Origin of the sequence: Peribacillus simplex NBRC 15720 = DSM 1321 (assembly GCF_002243645.1) — a bacterium.
Classification (GTDB): domain Bacteria; phylum Bacillota; class Bacilli; order Bacillales; family DSM-1321; genus Peribacillus; species Peribacillus simplex.
This window is the reverse complement of the sequence record NZ_CP017704.1, coordinates 3,858,971-3,878,407: the sequence shown is the minus strand read 5'-3', so window position 1 is coordinate 3,878,407 and position 19,437 is coordinate 3,858,971. Positions and strand designations below refer to the sequence as shown.

Annotated in this window: 21 protein-coding genes and 1 other annotated feature; of the genes, 4 read left to right on the top strand and 17 right to left on the bottom strand. The window is 40.1% G+C overall.

Translation table 11 applies throughout. The features are described 5' to 3' along the window. Positions 1 to 21 precede the first annotated feature (21 nt). From BS1321_RS18720 to BS1321_RS18705, 4 genes are all read right to left on the bottom strand, one after another. Entirely contained in the window at positions 22 to 465 is a 444-nt protein-coding gene (locus BS1321_RS18720) for a DUF2690 domain-containing protein (protein ID WP_232522816.1), read from the bottom strand. An 84-nt stretch (positions 466 to 549) separates the two neighbouring features. Continuing rightward, entirely contained in the window at positions 550 to 1,023 is a 474-nt protein-coding gene (locus BS1321_RS18715; RefSeq protein WP_144477269.1) for a DUF2690 domain-containing protein, read from the bottom strand. A gap of 347 nt (positions 1,024 to 1,370) precedes the next feature. After that, positions 1,371 to 1,997: an NUDIX hydrolase gene (locus tag BS1321_RS18710; RefSeq protein WP_063232511.1), complete on the bottom strand. Its 627-nt coding sequence runs from the start codon at positions 1,995 to 1,997 to the stop codon at positions 1,371 to 1,373. Between the two features lie 38 nt (positions 1,998 to 2,035). Then, on the bottom strand, positions 2,036 to 2,299 hold the full coding sequence (locus tag BS1321_RS18705) for a transporter suffix domain-containing protein (protein WP_326151188.1): 264 nt from the start codon (positions 2,297 to 2,299) through the stop codon (positions 2,036 to 2,038). Positions 2,300 to 2,579: 280 nt separating this feature from the next. On the opposite strand from BS1321_RS18705, the gene BS1321_RS18700 reads away from it, so the two are divergent. After that, entirely contained in the window at positions 2,580 to 3,260 is a 681-nt protein-coding gene (locus tag BS1321_RS18700) for a copper homeostasis protein CutC (protein WP_063232510.1), read from the top strand. Between the two features lie 31 nt (positions 3,261 to 3,291). Here the strand turns inward: BS1321_RS18700 and BS1321_RS28785 are convergent, their stop codons facing one another. From BS1321_RS28785 to BS1321_RS18680, 4 genes are all read right to left on the bottom strand, one after another. Then, positions 3,292 to 3,612: a UPF0715 family protein gene (locus tag BS1321_RS28785; protein WP_419555889.1), complete on the bottom strand. Its 321-nt coding sequence runs from the start codon at positions 3,610 to 3,612 to the stop codon at positions 3,292 to 3,294. Between the two features lie 258 nt (positions 3,613 to 3,870). Then, the gene (locus tag BS1321_RS18690; protein WP_081112862.1) at positions 3,871 to 4,725 is read right to left on the bottom strand and encodes a putative protein N(5)-glutamine methyltransferase; all 855 of its coding nucleotides are present in this window, start codon (positions 4,723 to 4,725) and stop codon (positions 3,871 to 3,873) included. 148 nt (positions 4,726 to 4,873) lie between these two features. Next, entirely contained in the window at positions 4,874 to 5,611 is a 738-nt protein-coding gene (locus BS1321_RS18685; RefSeq protein WP_063232508.1) for a MerR family transcriptional regulator, read from the bottom strand. A 351-nt stretch (positions 5,612 to 5,962) separates the two neighbouring features. Next, the gene (locus BS1321_RS18680) at positions 5,963 to 6,811 is read right to left on the bottom strand and encodes a pentapeptide repeat-containing protein (protein ID WP_063232507.1); all 849 of its coding nucleotides are present in this window, start codon (positions 6,809 to 6,811) and stop codon (positions 5,963 to 5,965) included. A gap of 273 nt (positions 6,812 to 7,084) precedes the next feature. Here BS1321_RS18680 and yyaC point away from each other — a divergent pair, with 273 nt between their 5' ends. Next, complete coding sequence (gene yyaC / locus BS1321_RS18675; protein WP_063232506.1) at positions 7,085 to 7,657, top strand: spore protease YyaC; 573 nt, start codon at positions 7,085 to 7,087, stop codon at positions 7,655 to 7,657. Positions 7,658 to 7,798: 141 nt separating this feature from the next. Here yyaC and BS1321_RS27895 read toward each other — a convergent pair whose 3' ends face one another. The 6 genes from BS1321_RS27895 to BS1321_RS18650 all read right to left on the bottom strand — a co-directional run bounded on the left by BS1321_RS27895 (position 7,799) and on the right by BS1321_RS18650 (position 13,125). Beyond that, on the bottom strand, positions 7,799 to 7,966 hold the full coding sequence (locus BS1321_RS27895) for a hypothetical protein (protein WP_169803973.1): 168 nt from the start codon (positions 7,964 to 7,966) through the stop codon (positions 7,799 to 7,801). A 58-nt stretch (positions 7,967 to 8,024) separates the two neighbouring features. Beyond that, a complete protein-coding gene (locus BS1321_RS18670; protein ID WP_063232505.1) occupies positions 8,025 to 9,335 on the bottom strand; it encodes a CitMHS family transporter in 1,311 nt (436 codons plus the stop codon). A 182-nt stretch (positions 9,336 to 9,517) separates the two neighbouring features. Continuing rightward, positions 9,518 to 10,222 carry a response regulator gene (locus tag BS1321_RS18665; protein WP_063232504.1) on the bottom strand — a complete coding sequence of 235 codons (705 nt, stop codon included), beginning with the start codon at positions 10,220 to 10,222 and terminating at the stop codon, positions 9,518 to 9,520. Between the two features lie 2 nt (positions 10,223 to 10,224). Further along, positions 10,225 to 11,829 (bottom strand): ATP-binding protein, encoded by a 1,605-nt coding sequence (locus tag BS1321_RS18660; protein WP_063232503.1) that lies wholly within the window; start codon positions 11,827 to 11,829, stop codon positions 10,225 to 10,227. A gap of 191 nt (positions 11,830 to 12,020) precedes the next feature. Next, on the bottom strand, positions 12,021 to 12,479 hold the full coding sequence (locus BS1321_RS18655) for a VOC family protein (protein ID WP_063232502.1): 459 nt from the start codon (positions 12,477 to 12,479) through the stop codon (positions 12,021 to 12,023). Between the two features lie 136 nt (positions 12,480 to 12,615). Beyond that, a complete protein-coding gene (locus tag BS1321_RS18650; protein ID WP_063232501.1) occupies positions 12,616 to 13,125 on the bottom strand; it encodes a GNAT family N-acetyltransferase in 510 nt (169 codons plus the stop codon). A gap of 298 nt (positions 13,126 to 13,423) precedes the next feature. Between BS1321_RS18650 and BS1321_RS18645 the strand changes: the two genes are divergently transcribed. Beyond that, positions 13,424 to 14,812: an L-cystine transporter gene (locus BS1321_RS18645; RefSeq protein ID WP_063232500.1), complete on the top strand. Its 1,389-nt coding sequence runs from the start codon at positions 13,424 to 13,426 to the stop codon at positions 14,810 to 14,812. A gap of 57 nt (positions 14,813 to 14,869) precedes the next feature. Here BS1321_RS18645 and BS1321_RS18640 read toward each other — a convergent pair whose 3' ends face one another. The 3 genes from BS1321_RS18640 to BS1321_RS18630 all read right to left on the bottom strand — a co-directional run bounded on the left by BS1321_RS18640 (position 14,870) and on the right by BS1321_RS18630 (position 17,953). Next, complete coding sequence (locus tag BS1321_RS18640) at positions 14,870 to 15,526, bottom strand: phosphatase PAP2 family protein (protein ID WP_063232499.1); 657 nt, start codon at positions 15,524 to 15,526, stop codon at positions 14,870 to 14,872. 229 nt (positions 15,527 to 15,755) lie between these two features. Further along, on the bottom strand, positions 15,756 to 17,105 hold the full coding sequence (locus tag BS1321_RS18635; RefSeq protein ID WP_063232498.1) for an amino acid permease: 1,350 nt from the start codon (positions 17,103 to 17,105) through the stop codon (positions 15,756 to 15,758). 59 nt (positions 17,106 to 17,164) lie between these two features. After that, positions 17,165 to 17,401, bottom strand: a binding site (T-box leader). 318 nt (positions 17,402 to 17,719) lie between these two features. Further along, positions 17,720 to 17,953, bottom strand: a complete 234-nt coding sequence (locus BS1321_RS18630; RefSeq protein WP_063232497.1) for a hypothetical protein — start codon at positions 17,951 to 17,953, stop codon at positions 17,720 to 17,722. A 206-nt stretch (positions 17,954 to 18,159) separates the two neighbouring features. On the opposite strand from BS1321_RS18630, the gene BS1321_RS18625 reads away from it, so the two are divergent. Next, on the top strand, positions 18,160 to 19,323 hold the full coding sequence (locus tag BS1321_RS18625) for an MFS transporter (protein WP_063232496.1): 1,164 nt from the start codon (positions 18,160 to 18,162) through the stop codon (positions 19,321 to 19,323). Positions 19,324 to 19,437: the final 114 nt, after the last annotated feature.

Here is a 19,437-nt window from a genome sequence, read left to right as displayed (position 1 = left end):
CTTTTTTTGCGCCTTTGTTTTTTAGTACCAAATGGTCACCGCTTTTTTATATGCATCACTATTAGGGATCGCATGTATCCCCTGGGCCTGTGCTTTGCGCGGGTCATAATCATATACCATTGGTGTATAGCACGCGGTCTGCCCTTTGTTCACGACACCGTTGCCCCCGGAACTGGCGCATGTATAGGCTTTCCCATCAGTACTTCGGACAATCCTGGCATCCGCTTCATGGTTGTAAACGGCGGGACGTGTTACGGTCACTTTTGCCCAGGCGGTTTTACAGACAGTGCTGAATTTCAATTCTACGTACGAATTGGAATCGATCCATTTTTTATCCTTCGTTACCGCAGAACTTGCACAACTATTATAGTATGGACTTTTACCATCATAAGCATGTGTTTCTGCCAGTGCTTGATTTTTCCCAAATCCAAAATCGACAAGAAACATCGACAGTGTCATCACCATGGATAACCCTATCATTTTAAGCTTTTTATTCATTTCATTCATCCTTTCTTTGCATAAAAATAGATGAAGGTTTTTCTTTTTTCATTAATACCAGCCGGTTTCACCTGCTGTATATGGCCAAAAAGCGACCGCTTTTGCTTTTCGCGGATCTAAATCATATACCATTGGTGTATAACATGTCGTTTGACCTTTATTTATTTCACCATTTCCTCCAGGAGACGCACAGCTGAATTGTTTATTATCAGTATTTCGGACAACCAATGCCGTTGCCTCCCCATCCGTTTTAGCCGGTCTGCTTAGCGTCATCTTTGCCCAAGCCGTTTTGCAAGTTGTGCTGAATTTCAATTCCAAATTGGCAGAAGCCCCGTTGGCATAAATTTTCACGGACTTCTTCGTGACTGCGCTATTCGCACAACTATTATAGTAAGGACTTTTTCCATCATAGGTGTGTGTTTCTGCTGATGCTTTGCTGGCAAAAAAATCAAGGGAGCCAAAAAGGACTAAAGAAGCTACAAAAAATGAAATGCTTAAAACCATTTTTTTCATTATTTCACTCATCCCCTTAACAAAATTTGTACACTGTTCATCTTACAATTTTGTAATATTCTTACAAGTGATAAATTCCCTAGTTCATGAAAAACTACATAAACCTCCTTTAACTCGAATCCTCCAATCACTATAGCAGTCTGGTATGTCTCGCTTTATCAACTGAATCACCACAGAGACAAAGTCATTATCCCTATGAGTAATTCAGGACAAATAAGGTAACAACTAAGAAAAATTGCGTATCGAGCTGAGACAAAACGAGCCAATAGGCTGCCGTTGACCGGGAAAGACACAGGTCGATGTACTTAATGTTTAAAAAGCCCCGACAAAACTCGAATCGTTTTGTCGGGGCTTTATTTTCATTTTGCGAGGTTTTCTCTGATCAATCTAATGATGCTTTCATAATAGGAAAGATCATGCGGCACGAACTCATCTCGTCCAACAAATCGATCGATCATCATCCTACGGCCTTCTTGATTCATTTCAAATCCCTTAATATTCACCCCGTCCTTCGCTTCGGTCCAAAACTCTTCGAAGTCATTCAGCACAACCTTCACAATTCCGGAAACCTCTTCTGGCTGCAGGGTGAAATCATCTAAGCGATGTGTACTTTCATATAGAAAGACGTTTGCCAGTTCTTTGTCGATAAAATTCTCTTTCGTTTGATGGTATTCAATAATCCCTAATGGAACCAACTCGTCAAAGGAAACATCAATGCCTATTTCTTCTTTGATCTCCCTGACTCCGTCGTATACCGTTTCATGAGCCAGCAAATGACCGGCAGCCGTAATATCCAATAGATTCGGATAATCTTTTTTCATCGCACAACGATGTTGAAGATATAGGTAATCCACGCCCGCTTCCCTACTGACGAACCAGCAATGGAAAACCTCATGCCAATGTCCTAATCTATGTACTTCCTCACGTGAAGCCACGCCGGTTTGATTGCGATCGGAATCGAAAACCTTCAACCACTCAGTTTCCATGGAGCTTCACTCCCAGCCCTTTTTTATTAAAAACAGCTTCATCCTTTTTTTCTCCAATTTTTCGGGTTTAAATAACCTTTATATTTAGCAGCCACTTCTTTCCCAACCAAAAGCGCGCCTGCCCAAAACATGACTTCCGCAAAGACGATCGCACCTGTTATGACCCCCGCTTTAACCGCAGTCGAAAATGGCGTAAAAGGAGCTACGACAGGAATGATCCAAGTGAGAAGGGAAATGATCAGGAATCCCATCCCTACTTTGTAAAACCTCGATTTCCTTACTTCCTTACTTTCTTTATCCAATTAAATAACCTCCGTCATGATGATTTTCATTTAATTACTCCGCCAAACATTCCACTTTCAAATATACCATTGAATATATTCCTTTTTTTATACGTTCGAATGTTCATTTCGTTTCATAAATATGAGAAATAAAGAAATTCCATTTGAGGAAAACTAGAGCAGGTATTTGATAAGAGAGGTCATTGTATCTATTAATGAATTGACTTTACTATTCTTAATGGATTTAATAATCTTATACATACTATTCTTATAACACTTGCATGCAGGAAAGGAAAATCCAATGTACATTGAATTCATTGCCACAACGATAGAAGATGCCATTTTAATCGAAGAATCGGGCGCAGACCGAATCGAGCTTGTCAGTTCTTTAGCCGAGGGGGGATTAACACCTAGCCACGCCCTGATAGAGGCTGTCGTCAATTCAGTAAAGATACCAGTCAACGTGATGGCAAGGCCTCATAGCCAGTCGTTTTGTTATACTCAAAACGATTTGGAAATTATGAAAAAAGATATCCAAATCATTCGTTCACTCGGAGCGAACGGGGTCGTATTGGGTACATTAAATGAAAAAAATGAAATCAATCGACCATACCTCGAAGAACTATTGACGGTATGTGAAGGTTTGGAGATTACATTCCACCGAGCCATCGATGACACAAACGACCCAGTCATTTCAGCTGAGATGCTAGCACAATATCCAGAAATCACAACGATATTGACCTCAGGTGGGCATGGGGATTTCCCCAGCCGCATGCAAACCATTCAACAAATGAAAAGGGTCTGCGGCGACATAGCGATACTGGTTGGAAGCGGCTTAAATAAGGATAATATCCTATCTATCGATTCCGAATTGCAAACCGGTCACTATCATTTCGGTACGGCTGTTCGAAAAAATAACAGTATCATTGAAGGAGTTACATTAGAAAAAGCTAAAGAAATCGTAAACATGCTAAAGAATTAATGTCGGAAAGGGACCATTTCCTTGGTCCCTTTTATGATGCAGATCTCTTTTTTTGTAAAAAGACCGAGTCCCAAAACCAAAAAATCAAGGCCGCAGAAAGGCTTATTGCATAGTAATTCTTTGTAGTTACAACTTCCATACTGAAGTCAAAATTAAGCACCGAACTATAAATGAATACAGCCAGCAAAGAGAAAAAAATATAAAGGCAAAAATAAATTAAACTGAATTTTTTAGGATGTTTATTGAAAAGGACCTGTACCGGAACAGCAAATAATAAATAAGGGATAACGATATAAAAAGAAAACACGATAATGCCAAGCACCCCCCAGGAACCCTCGCTCAAAATAACCATCATCGTGGAAAGCGACAGACAGGAAGAGACTAGACTAAAAAAATAATAAGGAATCACATCGCTTAGCTCCGATACCTTTTGACTCATTTTCCAAAGTTCCATTTTAACCCATACCTCGAGATGACTTGAATTTTTTTTATTTCTGGATTGCCCCATTTTATTATAAAAAAATTTGATTTTTGAAAGTCACGTTTTTTTCCCTAGACATAACTTCTTTGTTCCAATCGTTTTAAGAAAAAGCGCCTCCGAAACATTTCTTTAGAGTGCGGGCCTGGTTCCAATTACGACAGTGGCGTCCAGTTCTTCACACTTTACCACCCGTGGCATCACCCCGTATCTAGCAAAGATTTCTACGGTCTGCATCGCTTGCTGCTCACTGGTCTCGACTAACAAATGGGAGCCCGGTGCCAGCCAAAGTGTTGCCGAAGCCGCCACCCTTCGCTGGACATCAAGCCCGTCCGCCCCGCCGTCTAATGCCACCCTCGCCTCATGCATGCGCGCTTCATGGGGTAGTAGACCGATTCCCTCAGTAGGGACGTATGGTGCGTTTGCGACCAGTACGTCAACACGTCCCCTTAAATTGACTGGAAGCGGTTCATAGAGGTCCCCTTCGTATACCTGACCATTGACTGAAGTGACGTTACGACGCGCGCACCGCACCGCGGCTGGGTCAATGTCAACGGCGTACAACTCGATATCTTCGATCACATCACCCACAGCGGAACCAACCGCGCCCGTGCCGCAACACAAATCCACCACGACGGCTCCTGGCATAGCGAGTGCTGTCGCTTGGCGGACTAAAAACTCGGTCCGTCGGCGCGGTACGAAGACTCCGAGATCAACCTTTATCCGGATACCGCAGAATTCCGCCCAGCCGATGACGTGTTCAAGGGGCAAACCCGCTATCCGTCTATCCACCATCCCGGCCAGTTCGGCCGTTGTCCCTGCCGCGATGATGAGCAACCGGGCCTCTTCCTCGGCGAAAACACAACCTGCGGCCCGAAGTTTAGTGACGATGCTTGTATAAATGGCATCTCCATTAAAAACAGCCACTTTACTTCCATCAACATCATTGATTTTCCCAAGGTTAAAGGAGGCATTCCTAAATTCCATAAGTTTCCCCCTATTCTCTATAAATTGGAATATTATAAATATTACCATAACTATAGTATACAGCTTCTTAAACTGACCGTCCCTTTAGCTCCAAAATAAGAAGGTTGCCGGAGCAACCTTCCACCATGAAATTTCTTAATCTTGAGATTTAATTTTTATTAGCGTCAGCAAAGTGCCCCATCGCCTCACACATGAATTTTGCTAAACCATCACCATATTGGTCGATATTTTTGGTGAAGCGTTGGTCATCCACGTACATTTGACCTAATCCTTTGAAAGCATCCAGCGAGTATGTGCCGAAGTTATTGTTCAAGCAATCATACCATTCTTTAATTGCCTCTTGTGCCTCCTCCGACTTGGGCGAATCATTTCGGATTGACGCAAGTTTTATATAGATATCCGATACAATCTTCTGTGCATCTTTGGACATGCCCGCCACTTTAGCCTTCGACTCATCGACAGCTTTATCCCCCCAAAGCTTACGAGCTTCTTCTTCATATGGATTCTGACTGAAGTCAAATCCTTCAAATTTTTCTTTATTCGACATTTGAATTTCCCCCTTCATATGCTTAATCGATTTTTCGACCGTCTTAATTAATTTATCGAGCTGACTGCGTTTCTCCAGTAACATTTTTTGATGTTGCTTTAACGCTTCTTGTTTATCAAACGAAGAGCTGCTTATCATTTGTTTTATTTCCTTTAACGGCATGCCAAGTTCCCTGAAAAACAGGATTTGCTGCAACATCTCAAGATTATCATTCGAATAAAGTCGATAACCTGCATCGGTTATTTCCTCTGGCGATAATAACCCGATCTCATCATAATAATGCAGTGTCCGCACACTAATGCCAACTATATCGGCCAGCTCTTTCACTTTCATTGCCACTGCTTCTTACCTCCTTTCGATATCAATTACTTTAAGGCATTACGCAACGTCAGAGTCAAATGGATATATGAAAAGTTTCCGCCCAATTTAAAAAGACGATCCTTCCAAATGAAGAATCGCATGTTAGTCAGAATTCACTCTTTGTAAAAGCTTCGGATTGAGCCAAAACTATGTATAAAAATTTCCCATTACTCGCGAATTTGGCACTTTTACTCGTGAGTTTCCGCATTTCACTCGCGAATTTGACGCTTTTACTCGTGAGTTTCGGCCTTTTACTCGTGAATTAAACAATTTTCTTATTCATGAAGCACTAGCTCTGCATGAAAGTTAGCTCCGATCTTAGCTATACTTCTACCTCCAATGATCGGGAATGCTTAGAGAGGGAGGTAATTTCGTCTTCATATCGCCCTTTGCCGAGTTAATCTGTGCTTGTGTGATAAAGAAACTCCCAGTGAGATCGGCACCGCTTAGATCAGCGTCCCTAAGGTCTGCACCGATAAGGTCCGTCACTCTCATGTCAGCTTCTCTAAGATCAGATGCAATAAACAAAGCTCCTCTTAAGTTTGCTCCCCTAAGGTCTGCACCTCTCAACTTTGCACCGATAAGGTCACTTCCCCTACCTATTTTGTTCTGTTTTTTTTGTTTTTTCTTAAATGAAACCTTTGCACGTACCATTTCACTTGTGCGCAAAAGTAAGTCGTTAACGATCGCTCTATGAGCTGGTACATTCAGGTCCATGATAGACTTTGGACTTTGTTTAGTGAGATATTCCGTGTCTATAAAAGCAGCCTGCAAATCTCGATGAAGAGGTTTCGCATCTTCTAAATTCAGTGCTTCATGTAAGTAGCAAAGCATTTCATGAAGTTGTTGCATTATTGGAAATACATCGAACATTTCCTTTGCTGACGCTGGGTTGTCTCTCCAATCGTTTCCATCATAAGTGAGTTGAGATACCTTTTGACCGGCACCAAAGCATTCATATACCGTACAGCCTCGATATCCTTTTGCTCTGAGATTTTTATGGATGCCGCAACGATAATCTGATTGCAGGTTTGAACATGGTGTACCTCCATCTTTATCTATTGCAAAATCAGCGGATTTTGCATAAGGCAAAGCTACACAGCACAAACCGAAACAATTCTCACAGTCTGCACGTAATTGTTTACGAATACTATCGTTATTCGTTAATTGATTAAACAATACTTACACTTCCTTCTATAAAACCAATCGTTTCATAACTAGTAGATTTTTTTGTTTTCTACTATTTTATCAAAAATCCCAATTAATCTATATATTAACAAAATACTAATAATCAAGAAATGATAACCCACTTGATATGTCTGCTGTATTTTTTTGAGATTAATTGCGAATCTGAAAATATGAAATTAATCGGGAAGGCAAGTGATTTCCATAATAGGAATTATTAATCATGTTATAATTTCTTTAAGATCACGGAACTCTAGGGGGGTAGGCATGTATCCTTTTAAGGGCAGAAAAAAAGGCGAGACAAAAAAAGAAAGGCAGTATTGCAACTACACGTTGGAAACAAAGGCAGAAGGAGAAATAGACGAAATGTCTTATCAAGTCGCAAGAATTCTTCGGCCAACGTCCAAAGAGATCATCTTTTTATGTATTGGTTCAGATCGTTCCACGGGAGATTCATTCGGGCCTTTAGTAGGGACGATGCTAAGAGAAAACCAAGTCCCTTATCCTGTCTTCGGAACACTTGCAGAACCTGTTCACGCCCTTAATTTGAAAAGTGTTTTTAAAGAAATAAAGAAGCAAATTAAAAATCCCTTTATTTTTGGCATCGATGCTTGTTTGGGAGGTTATCATCAAATAGGTTCTATTTTTCTGACAAAAGGTCCCTTTTGCCCTGGTGAAGCCATGAGTAAATCATTACCTGAATTGGGTGATTATCACCTAAAAGCCGTCGTGAATTATTTAGATCCCCTTTTTCCCCAACAATCTTTAAATGGTACGAGACTGGATACTGTCATGAATCTTGCGAAGATTACCACAAAAATCATAGTTAAAGCCTTCTAAAATAATAGTAAAACCCCAATAAAGCCTTAGCTTTTTTTGGGGTAAACAATTTGCTGTTTGATTTGTGTTTTAATCATCATATTTTGTAAAGTTACCCTTTATTCTTAACTAGCCCATAAACACCTCTACGATTCATTGCTATTATGCTTCTTGTCCAACATGATATGCTAAACTTGGGTCATTATAGTAAATAACTTCTGTTAGAATCCTATTGCCCTGAATATTACGGAAAACTTCCCTTGCGGCTTGTTCTGTTTCAAATTCATACATTACAATACCTCTGTTTTTATAGAGTGTGATGATCCACATTGAAAATCCTCCAATTATCAATTTCATGATCGTAAGATAGGGTTACCGTCCCTTTTCACTAAATGACTCCCAAGATTATCGCTGCTATTGTCATGACAGTGACAGTCCCTAATGCCCATTTCACGGCAAACCGTTGTAAATCCCCGAAGTCAGTGCCCACTAAACCTATTAGCAAATGGGCTGCAGCCACCAAAGGACTCAATACGTGTATCGGCTGCCCTATTATCGAGGCGCGTCCTATTTCTGCCGCGCTAATTCCGTAAGCATCAGCTGCCTGTGCGATAATGGGAAGTACGCCAAAATAGAATGCATTATTTGACATAAAGAAAGTAAAAGGGGCACTGGCATACGCAACAATTACCGGTAAAAATGGTCCTAAAGATTCTGGGATCAGCGAGACCAACGTAATGGCCATTGCATCAATCATTTTCGTTCCAGACATGATGCCGGTAAAAATTCCGGCTGCAATGACAATGGAAACGACGGCCAATGCATTTTTCGAATGAATGGCGATTCGATCCTGCTGATCCTTTAAATCAGGGTAATTGACCAATAGCGCAATGGCGAAAGCAACCATGAATAAAATGGTTAAAGACATAAAATCAATGATTAATGATGCCATGAGCACAATCGTTAAAATGAAGTTGAACCAAACCAATTTCGGTCGACGATAATCACGGGAGACCGTTGTTGCCGCTAACTCGGAATTAGCCTCCGAATTCATTTCTTTTGTGTGATTATGCTGGATCTCTACTACGCCCAATCTCTTTCGTTCCCCTTTTCCCAATATAAAAGCCACAACAAGAACCCAAATTAGGCCAAATCCCATGACAGGAATCATTGGTAAGAACAATTCCGAGGCGTCAATATTCAACGAGGCCATCGCCATAGCGGAAGCTCCCCCCCACGGTGTCATATTCATAACACCCATGGATAACATGGCTACAGTGGCTAATATTATTTTGTTCATCCCCAGACGCTTATAAAGGGGTAAAAGCGCTGAGACGGTAATGATGTAAGTAGTTGTCCCGTCTCCATCTAATGCGACGGTCATTGAGAGAATCGCGGTTCCTAAAACTATTTTTAATGGATCTCCTTTTACTATTTTCAATATTTTAGAAATGAGAGGATCGAATAAACCGGAATCTATCATTATTCCAAAATATAAAATAGCAAATAAAATCATTATGGCTGTGGAAGCTATTCCTTCTACACCATCCTGCATCATGGGTCCCAGTTCTGTAAAGAATCCTCCAATCACTCCAAATACGATTGGAACGAGCATAATGGCCACTAGTGCCGATAGCCGCTTCGACATAATTAAATACATGAATACTGCAATCATGGAAAATCCTAAAATGGATAACATCTTCATGCTCCCTTCCTTATTGATAAAATATTACTATCTTTTTTGATAACGCTTTCTTTAGAGACTATCATCCATTAAGCCTTATTCACATATAAAGAAAGTAATAAGAGTTTTATTCATTTTTTTCACGCCTGAAAAAGAAAAAACCCCCATTGATGAAAACAAATTTCATCAACAGGGATTTAAAGGTGTTTTATTTTATATTTTCTTTCAGGCCTTCCAACACTTCCATACAAAACCTCAACTTCCATTTCATCACAGGAAACTAAATACTCCAGATATCTGCGCATGGTTGAATAACTAATTCCAACGAGTTGGCCTAGTTCATCAGCATTTAAACTGCCATTGATGTTTTGAATCTTACTTCTGACCATTTTCAAGGTATGTTTGTCAATTCCTTTGGGAAGAAGATTTTTTTGGACATCATTTGCTGTATTTGGATTACTTATGGTCCGAAAAAGAGTATCGACTTTATCTTGATTTACTAAGTTGTTATTATGCAGCTGCCGTCTCGTCAGGTCGTATTGGTTGAGCGTCGCAAGAAGCTTATCGATAATGATCGGTTTTATAAGGTAACCAAAAGCCCCTCCCCTAATCGCTTCACTGACTGTTTCGGTATCATTCGCGGCGGTGATCAGAATTACATCAATCCCCCGGTATTCCCTCCTAATTTCCCGAAGAAGGTCAATTCCATTCATATCCGGTAAAAAGATATCCAATAAAATTAAGTCCGGTTGAGCGGCATGCAAAATGTTTAATGCTTGCTTGCCTGTGCTAGCTGTAGCAATGACAGTGAATTGATCAAGTTGATTCGTAAATTGTTTATATATATTCACTGCATTTTCGTCATCTTCAACAATGACGACTGTAATCGGTCCTTTGGACATTCCTAAGCCTCCTTTTCTGCTTTTAAATCCTTCGGGATGACGATGGTAAATCTTGCTCCTCCCAAATAACTGCGATCTATATAAATTTCTCCGCTTAAAAGACCAATGGAGTTTTTTACAATGGCCAAGCCGATCCCATGATTTTCCCCATTTTTAGTCGTATAACCATCTGTAAAAATAATATCCCCCATGGCATCAGGGATTCCTGGACCGTTATCCTCGATATCAAATATAATTTCGTTTCCTAAATCCGTAAACGAAATTTTGACCTTTCCCTCATTTTTGTTCTTTTGCCGTGCTGCCTCCATCGCATTATCGATGACATTACCAATAACGGAAACCAAGTGATGGGAATCCTCAGGTTTTAATGAACTATTTAAATTGCTTTCCTGTTCTATTTCTAATATAACCTGCAGTTCTTTTGAACGGTTTATCTTTCCAAGTAAACAGGCGGCTAATAAAGGATCTTTAACTGATGACATAAGAAACGAAATGATATCTTGCCTCTCCCTCACTTCTGAAGAGATGATGTCCAATGCCCTATCGTATTGTTTTAAACTAACTAATCCATAAATGGTATTTAATTTGTTTAAAAACTCATGGTTTTGTGCCCGCATATTTTCTGAAAAGGCCTTAATTTCTGAAAATTCATCTGTTAATTGTTCAATTTCGGATACTGTTCTTATTGTTAAAACGATGCCCCTGACGTCATTATGATTTAAGATAGGGGATAAATCCAAAATGTATAGCTGTTGGCCTAAAAGTAACTTACGATTGAACTGTCCCTCTTTTGTGCTAATTACCATTTTGATGAGTTTTTCTAAATGCCCATTTACAATCCGCTTACCCACCATAAGCTGATGATCATGAAACATTTCACGTGCTCTTTTATTCATGGAAGTAACCTGTTTTTCAATATTAATCGTAATGGTAGCATATCGGATGGCATCAAGTGTCGCTTCCCTTTCTTGATAAAGAAAAGAAATCTCCTCCGGCTCTAGACCTAAAATAAGCTTTTTTAAGCGCCGCGCAATAAATATTGCCCATACGATTCCTACAATGATTGGGATAAGTGACAAATGAATAATCTTCATTTTATAATTGGATAGTTGATCTTGCACATTCTCTATCAAAAACCCTACAGATGAAACACCGATAACTTCCCCTTTATCATTCCAGATAGGCGCTTTAGCTTTAATCGCTGGCCCCGATATCCCATTTCCTTGATAAATAATTGATTTGTGTTCATTGAGAACTGCATCATTACTCGTAGCCGTAGGCTTCCCAATATATTCTGGATTAGGATGAGAGTAGCGAAGTCCTTTATGGTTCGCAATGGTTACATAATCGGCACCCGTTGTTTGACGAATCATTTCTGATGCGGGTTGAATCACCTCTGATGGCTGATCTTCGTTAAATCCCTGAATGATCGTTGGATTTTGAGCCGCTAATTTGGCCACTGTCATTGCTTGCTTACCCATATGGTTTTCGACGATGTCTTCCAGCAGTGTAGAAAATAGAAGGCTCACAAGCAAGGTACTGATAAAAACAACGAATATGATAAGTAACGTCATTTGAGTTAATAAGTTCACTCTAATTTTAAACATCTACATTTATTCCCTAAGCCTTTCCGTATTAATTGCTCATACTCGTATAGTAAATTTCTCCACTTTCAAACAAAACAATGATCGTTCCTTATCACATGGACTTGAATAAAATAATAGCAAATTTCCATGTAACAAAACAGTTTAGTTTATACCGTGGTTGAGACAGCCGGGAACCTTTTCCTTTACAAAGTTCACCTAGTTAAAAGGTCTTCCCATTCTTCAAGTGAAAGTTTTTCGGTCATATGCTTATATGCATCAGGGACTTTTATCGAACACATAAGTTCGAGACTATTATCATCGGGATCATTGAAATAGACGGAAGCGTTCCCTTGGTTCGGACGCACAAAAGGTTCAATCGATGTCCTTTTTCCAAAAGGGACGACTTCTATTTTTAGAGATTGGAGCCAAGTTAATGCATTTTTCATATTTTCATAAGATACCCGAAAGGCGATATGCCTTAGTGAAGGGTGGTATGGAGTTTGATATTCTTTCCCTTCCCATAAGCCGACCCAGCTTTTGTTTTCCTCTATCCAAAAGAAGGCAGTATCTTCATCCCTCCAAGCTAGTTTCAAGCCTATTTTCTTATAAAAATCCATTGAGTTGTCCAAATTCTTGACAGGTAAATGGGCTTCATATAAACCTTCTATCATATTACATTCTCCTTTCTCCTTTTAAGTAAATGAACTCCTTTGCCAGGAAAATATCTCGCGATCATTTCTTCATCTCTTAAATCCTTTGCAATTTAAAATATGGTTTAATGCGGTTTATTAATAGATGAAAATGGATTTATACGTTCTTACTATAATGGTAGAATGTTAGCTTTTGACCCGTATCCGCACTAATTTCCTCATTAATCGAAATCCGTTCAAATCCATTTTTCACTAAAACCTTTTGGGAGGCAATATTGTCGCTTGTCGTTTTGGCATGTATTTTAGTCACATTTAATTCCGGCGCCAGATTAACCAAAAGCTTTAAAGCTTCGTTCGCAATCCCTTTTTGCGTAAACGGTTCACCGATTCTATAACCGACATGAGCCGTACCATTAATCGGGTCGATATCCACAAGATTAATCCTGCCGACGATTATGCCTGAACCTTCCTTAATCAAATAAAAAGAGGAGATAGCATCTTCCTGTTCTTTTAATAATTCCTTATGCCTGATCTCAAACGTACCAAAGCTATAATAATCATCTCCCCGGCCTGGGACCGTTTGCTCGAAAAACCTTCTATTACTGCATTCAAATGCAAATAACGCTTGTGCATCATTTTCATTAAGCCTGTCAATGTATATATCCATCATTCTTCCATCCTTTCAAAAACGCTAAGCATATGCAGCCTGATATATCATTCAAGAAAACCAAGCGCATATCCTTCCTGATAAAATGTATATAATGGAAGATTTGTACTTAGCTTGTTCCAGTCCTCCCTTTTTTGTTCCCTCTAATCCAGTTCCAGAATAGAGATAAATACATGAATTCCTTGAAAAGTCAAAAATAAATTATTTTTTCTTCTGGTAAAAAAACAATAGATGATGTATTATAGTCTTCAGATATTCATTATTCTCATTTGGTTAATCGGAATTAGGAGGAATATATATGATTGGTTATGTGTTTTTAAATCTTGCCATAATGCTCGTTCTTTTAGGCGTTTTATTTTACATGAGTAAGAAGCATATTTCCTTTACAAAAAGGGTCTTTACTGGACTTGGTTTAGGGATTGTATTCGGACTTCTTTTGCAGTATTTCTATGAACCTCAGTCAGAAGCGATCGTTAAATCGGTCGATTGGTTTAACATTGTAGGTTCCGGCTATGTCAAGTTCCTGCAAATGATCGTCATGCCGCTTGTCTTCATTTCAATCTTATCCGCATTCACAAGATTGAAACTAACTAGCAATATTGGAAAGATCAGTGTCCTGATCATCGGAATCCTACTAGGAACGACTGCGATTGCAGCAGCTGTCGGGATCACCTCGGCAACTGTATTCAATTTGGAAGCCGTTCAAATTGAGCAAGGGGAAGCGGAGTTAAGCCGCGGGGATCAAATATCGGAAACATACGGTACGATTCAGGATAAAACGATGCCGCAGCAAATTCTTGAGTTGATTCCGTCCAATCCGTTCCTTGATTTAACGGGCGCACGTCCGACATCAACCATTTCCGTTGTAATTTTTGCTGCATTCCTTGGGATTGCCTATTTAGGGGTCAAAAGGAAACAGCCTGAACATGCTGAATTTTTTGCTAAAATAGTAGATACATTGCACAGCATCATCATGCGCGTAGTAACATTGATCCTGCGTTTAACACCTTACGGGATCTTGGCAATCATGACGAAGACTGTAGCTACGAGTGATTTGGATGCCATCCTGAAATTGGGGAAATTCGTCGGTGCCTCTTATGTCGCCCTGATTGTCATGTTCCTCATCCATCTGTTATTGCTGATGCTTGCAGGATTGAACCCAATCGTATATTTAAGAAAAGCTTTCCCGGTATTATCGTTTGCCTTCACTTCAAGAACAAGTGCAGGAGCTCTTCCATTGAACATCCAAACACAGAAACAACTAGGGGTGTCAGAAGGTATTGCCAACTTTGCCGGATCCTTCGGCTTGTCGATCGGTCAAAACGGCTGTGCCGGAATCTATCCGGCCATGTTAGCGGTCATGATCGCTCCAACGGTTGGAATCAACCCACTAGAGCCTTCATTTATAGCCATGTTGATTGCCATCGTGGCCATTAGCTCTTTCGGGGTTGCAGGTGTAGGCGGAGGAGCAACATTCGCTGCCATCCTAGTATTATCTGCAATGAACTTGCCAATCGCCTTGGCCGGACTGTTGATTTCCGTCGAGCCATTGATCGATATGGGAAGAACGGCCGTGAATGTCAGCGGAAGCATGACTTCCGGTATTCTGACTAGTAAAATAACGGGCGACCTGGATAAGGAACAGTTCAGCGAAGAATCATCTTTGAAAATTGAAGCTGAAATGTAAAATGAAAAAAGCATCGGACTTCCTGTTATGGGAGGTTCGATGCTTTTTTTCATATGGTCACTTTTTAATTTGCCTCGCTGTGTAATGATTGGCCTGAAAAGCCGATAGAGCTTGGAACATATACTGGACAGCTGCATATACCCCACATGCAAGGAGTATTCCTGCGAGTACATCCAATACAGCATGCTGTTTCGTAAATAGCGTGGAGAGGATGATCAGTGTTCCGAATGCAGTGACACTGGCAAACTCCCATTTATGCTGTTCTTTCCGCTTATGGGCGACGATCATCATGATGAATGTAGTCAGTACATGAATGCTGGGAAGACAGTTGACAGGTTGATCATGACTATAAACGATTCGCATTAAATGGGCAAAGATATCGTTCCCCACCACTTCTGGACGCGGTACTGTTGTTTGCCAAAGGCAATATACAAGAAAACAGAGAAGTTTCCCCGATATCAAACTGACTAATCCTACGAAATAGTGCTTTCGGTCAACAAAACAGTAGTAAATCAGCAATCCATAGATATACGGATACCAAAGTAAATAAGGAAGGACAAATTCTTTAATAAAGGGTATCTCCCCATCTATTATAGTCGTAACATCGACAGCATGACCTGAAGATTGATTGATGATTGAATAAATGGAACTAGTAATCACCAAAAGTAATAAATATAATAACGGGTGAAAGGATAGTATGGAATTATTTTTCATAGCTCGCTCCGACCTTCAATATATTGGTTTTTTCCAAAGATTATTATACAACATTTTTCACTAGATTAAATCTTTAATTGCTAAAGTTAATGATTCCCATGAACTAGTAAAATGGATATCTCTTACTTTTCATCAGACCAAGAATACAGAACGAAAGCCATGGCATACATACCACGGCTTGAAACTGAAACTTATATGCGAGAAGGCTAAAGTGATATCCCCGCTTTCTCTAGATTTTGTTATGGCGTTTTTTCCAAACAAACGTTAAGGAAATGAAGATGTAGATGCAAAGTGTAATGACCGTAACGACTATGGATGTCGTGAAAATGATTCCGATCAGGATCGTTATTAAAGCGATGATCGCAGCCAAAGTCGTATACGGGAACCATTTTACTGAATAGGCACTTGTTTTTCCGGACTGTTGTTTACGTGATTTCAAATGGGCGAAAGCAATGATCAACCAGATGAATAATACGGTATATCCTAGCGAACCCATTAGGAATTCGAAGGTTTTGCTTCCAGCAAATAAGGAAATCAGTACACCGCCGTATAAAGCGGAAGTACACATTAATATTGCGGGAACAGGTACTTTCTTCTTGGATAACCGGGAAAAGATTTTCGGAATGCGACCATCCACGGCTTGTGTATACAGAACACGGGATGAACCATACAACCCGGAGTTCATCGATGAAATGATCGCTAATAGAACAACGGCGTTCATAATATGGTCGGCACCTGGAATACCGATCATTTGAAAGACCATTACAAACGGACTTTCCTGCACCCCGTTTACTTCGTTCCAAGGAATTAAGCTAACGATGATGAAAAAAGGAATGATATAGAAAGAAATGATCCTGACCAAAGTACTGCGAACGGCTTTTGGAACCACTTTTTCAGGATTTTTCGTTTCAGCTAATGTTACCCCGATGATTTCCGTACCGCCATATGAATAGATTACTACCAGCATCGCTGTGATCAAACCTGTCGATCCATTCGGGAAGAAACCGCCATGCTCAGTCAAGTTAGAAAAACCGACGGCTGTATGTTCACCAAAAGTAACGAGCAGCAACAATAATCCAGCCATGATGAACACAATGATGACGGTAATTTTAATTAAAGCAAGCCAGTACTCCGTTTCAGCAAAAACCTTTACCGACAGCAAGTTAACCGCAGTAACTAAAACCGAAACGGCTAGTGCCAGTATCCAAATTGGATATCCAGGCAGCCAATATTGAATGAAAATCGCCGCAACCACTGATTCCGCCGCAATATTCAATACCCACATTTTCCAATAGATCCAATCCAGGAAATAGGCAGGATATTTTCCTAAAATCGATTGGACCAAATCCCTGAATGTTCGTGCACCGCTATTGCGGACCGCCATTTCTGCTAAACCTTGCATGATGAATAATAGGATGATGCCTCCTATCAAGTACGCAATGATTATGGAAGGGCCTGCCATATCAATGGCTGAACTGCTTCCTTTAAATAAACCTGCCCCAATGGCACCGCCTAATGCCATCATCGTAATATGCCTTGAAGTCATTGTCCTCTGTAAATTCCGTTTGTCCGTTTCCATATCCTTACCTCCCCAAAATCAAAAAAAGCATATCGTCTCTTCCTTCATAATCAAATGAAGAAAGAGACGATATGCCTTAAGCTTACCGCGGTACCACTCTTATTGGCTCTTTTAAGAACCCTGCTTTAAAAACCTTGTAACGAAGGTCAATCGTTAAAACAAAAGAATAGAATAATTCCTATCTTTCGCTTTACCACTCCCAGGCAAGTTCAAAGTATCATTGGACTGCGTTGCACCAACCCGCAGCTCTCTTCACCGAATAATGAGCTTTTACTACTCCTGATCATTGCGTTTCAAAAATTATATCTGAATATTTTTAATAATATCCCATACTATACGGACTCAAAGTAAATTTGTCAATAACTTTCTTAGGATAATATTTTCAAAGAAACAAATCATGGGAAATCGTGTTGAGCCAGCCATATGAAATCCGTAAAATACTATCTAAAATAAAGTTGATGCAAGTACTCTGGGGAGAGTTATTCAAGATGATTAGCCATGAACCTAAAGAGTTATTAAGAACTCTTCTAAATGGAAAAAACCAACAAATAATACAGCCCCTATTTGCCTAATCAAATCAATCTATTTATAAAAGCCTAGACTCTCCTAATCGTTTAAAACACCATCCCTAACCAGGATGCAGCCACCATCAGAACCCCAACGACAATCACTATAACCGGTCCTACAACAATTAATCCAAATAGCAATGAGACTACTGCGTCCAGGAAGATTCGAAATGGTCCTGCTTTTTCCTTTTTATTGGCTTGCTCCGTTAATAAGTCTTCAATATGACCGACTTTTTGCTTCAATTCCTGCAACTCTTGAATCACGTTAGTGTCTTGATCCATTAAATACCACCCTCTACAATTAACAATAAGTGTTAATTCTATCATTTTCATCCATTTTTAAACAGTGGAATTTAACCGTAAAACAACTCTATTATTCTATTTCTCCATAAATATTAAAACTATTTTTTCAAATTCTGTCATCAATGTTACAATAACAAGGTTGAAATCACCCCAATCTATAGAACACGTGAGGTATCATACTTTTTATGAAAGCATTACGATTATTAAAGAGTTTTAACTTTTTATATTTTGGACTGCTTGCCATTTTCATTCCGTTTCTCCCAGTCTATCTGGCTGATCAAGGTTTGCGTCCAGCCCAAATCGGATTCATCATCGGTACAGGTGGTTTTGTCACCCTCATCACCCAGCCTTTATGGGGAATGATCAGCGACAAAACAAGGACTATACGAAAAGTCCTGTTGTTACTCATCTTTTTCTCGAGCGTAATCGGTTATTTCCTCTATGATTCAAGCAGTTATCTTCAGCTTATCCTATTTGCCATGCTGCTATATTTCTTTCTGATGCCGATCGATCCCCTGACGGAAAGCCTCAATTTTACGATTGCAGAGAAATCCGGGATCAGTTACGGTTCCATCCGGACATATGGTGCATTGGGTTATGCGGTCATATCGCTGATCACCGGCTATGTTATGTCATATTTCGGAGCGAACAGCCTTGCCTTCCTTTTTGCGGGCATAGGTTTGATCAGTTTCATTGTCAGCTGGATGATGCCTGATGCGCCCGTTTCAGGGAAACCTGTTACCTTAAGCAGCCTTAAGCATTTTTTCAGCAATAAAGAGACCCTTCTCTTTCTGTTATTGGTTTTTATCTGTGCTGTTCCAGCAAGGATGAACGATACTTTCCTCGGAGTGTATATCAGGGAACTTGGAGGAAGTGCCAAGCTTGTAGGCTTGACCTGGTTCTTAGCGGCGGGAAGTGAAATCGTTGTATTCGCCCTAAGCTTCTGGTGGTTGCGCAAGGGTAAGGAAATCATCATCATTTCGTTTGCAGCCGCGTTTTTCTTTATCCGTTATTTCGTCTCTGCCTGGATTACCGATCCACAGCTATTAGCTTATTTGCAAGTCATGCAGCTATTGACTTTCCCGATTTTCTACTCGGCAGCCATCCAATATCTGTATCGGATCGTTCCTGTGGAATGGCGTGCCACAGGCCAGACCGTACTGGCGCTGCTATTCTTCGGGGTTTCGGGAATTATTGCTTCTTATATAGGCGGAGCCATATATGGGGCTTTCGGCGGCAAGACCCTTTACCTGTTCATCTCCTCCATCTCCTTCATAGGAATGGTATTCGCTTTGGTTCTTTATCGGATATATGGCAAGAGGCTCGATACTGCAGAGGACGCTGTATAATCCAAAAAACTGTATAAAAAAGAGCATGTTTTAATCAAAACATGCTCTTTTTGCATTCCGTTAGCTAAAGAAAGGGGCAACCGTTAACATTAGCACAGAGAAGCAAAACAATAT

Excerpts from the sequence above, each read along its gene's own strand:
- BS1321_RS18645 (WP_063232500.1), top strand. The coding sequence starts at position 13,424 with ATGATTGGTTATGTGTTTTTAAATCTTGCCATAATGCTCGTTCTTTTA.
- BS1321_RS18665 (WP_063232504.1), bottom strand. The coding sequence starts at position 10,222 with ATGTCCAAAGGACCGATTACAGTCGTCATTGTTGAAGATGACGAAAAT.
- BS1321_RS18630 (WP_063232497.1), bottom strand. The coding sequence starts at position 17,953 with ATGGATCAAGACACTAACGTGATTCAAGAGTTGCAGGAATTGAAGCAA.
- BS1321_RS18690 (WP_081112862.1), bottom strand. The coding sequence starts at position 4,725 with ATGGAATTTAGGAATGCCTCCTTTAACCTTGGGAAAATCAATGATGTT.
- BS1321_RS18660 (WP_063232503.1), bottom strand. The coding sequence starts at position 11,829 with ATGTTTAAAATTAGAGTGAACTTATTAACTCAAATGACGTTACTTATC.
- yyaC (WP_063232506.1), top strand. The coding sequence starts at position 7,085 with ATGTATCCTTTTAAGGGCAGAAAAAAAGGCGAGACAAAAAAAGAAAGG.
- BS1321_RS18655 (WP_063232502.1), bottom strand. The coding sequence starts at position 12,479 with ATGATAGAAGGTTTATATGAAGCCCATTTACCTGTCAAGAATTTGGAC.
- BS1321_RS18710 (WP_063232511.1), bottom strand. The coding sequence starts at position 1,997 with ATGGAAACTGAGTGGTTGAAGGTTTTCGATTCCGATCGCAATCAAACC.
- BS1321_RS18720 (WP_232522816.1), bottom strand. The coding sequence starts at position 465 with ATGGTGATGACACTGTCGATGTTTCTTGTCGATTTTGGATTTGGGAAA.
- BS1321_RS28785 (WP_419555889.1), bottom strand. The coding sequence starts at position 3,612 with ATGGTTATTTTGAGCGAGGGTTCCTGGGGGGTGCTTGGCATTATCGTG.
- BS1321_RS18625 (WP_063232496.1), top strand. The coding sequence starts at position 18,160 with ATGAAAGCATTACGATTATTAAAGAGTTTTAACTTTTTATATTTTGGA.
- BS1321_RS18670 (WP_063232505.1), bottom strand. The coding sequence starts at position 9,335 with ATGTTATCCATTTTAGGATTTTCCATGATTGCAGTATTCATGTATTTA.
- BS1321_RS18715 (WP_144477269.1), bottom strand. The coding sequence starts at position 1,023 with ATGAGTGAAATAATGAAAAAAATGGTTTTAAGCATTTCATTTTTTGTA.
- BS1321_RS18650 (WP_063232501.1), bottom strand. The coding sequence starts at position 13,125 with ATGGATATATACATTGACAGGCTTAATGAAAATGATGCACAAGCGTTA.
- BS1321_RS18635 (WP_063232498.1), bottom strand. The coding sequence starts at position 17,105 with ATGGAAACGGACAAACGGAATTTACAGAGGACAATGACTTCAAGGCAT.
- BS1321_RS18700 (WP_063232510.1), top strand. The coding sequence starts at position 2,580 with ATGTACATTGAATTCATTGCCACAACGATAGAAGATGCCATTTTAATC.
- BS1321_RS27895 (WP_169803973.1), bottom strand. The coding sequence starts at position 7,966 with ATGTGGATCATCACACTCTATAAAAACAGAGGTATTGTAATGTATGAA.
- BS1321_RS18640 (WP_063232499.1), bottom strand. The coding sequence starts at position 15,526 with ATGAAAAATAATTCCATACTATCCTTTCACCCGTTATTATATTTATTA.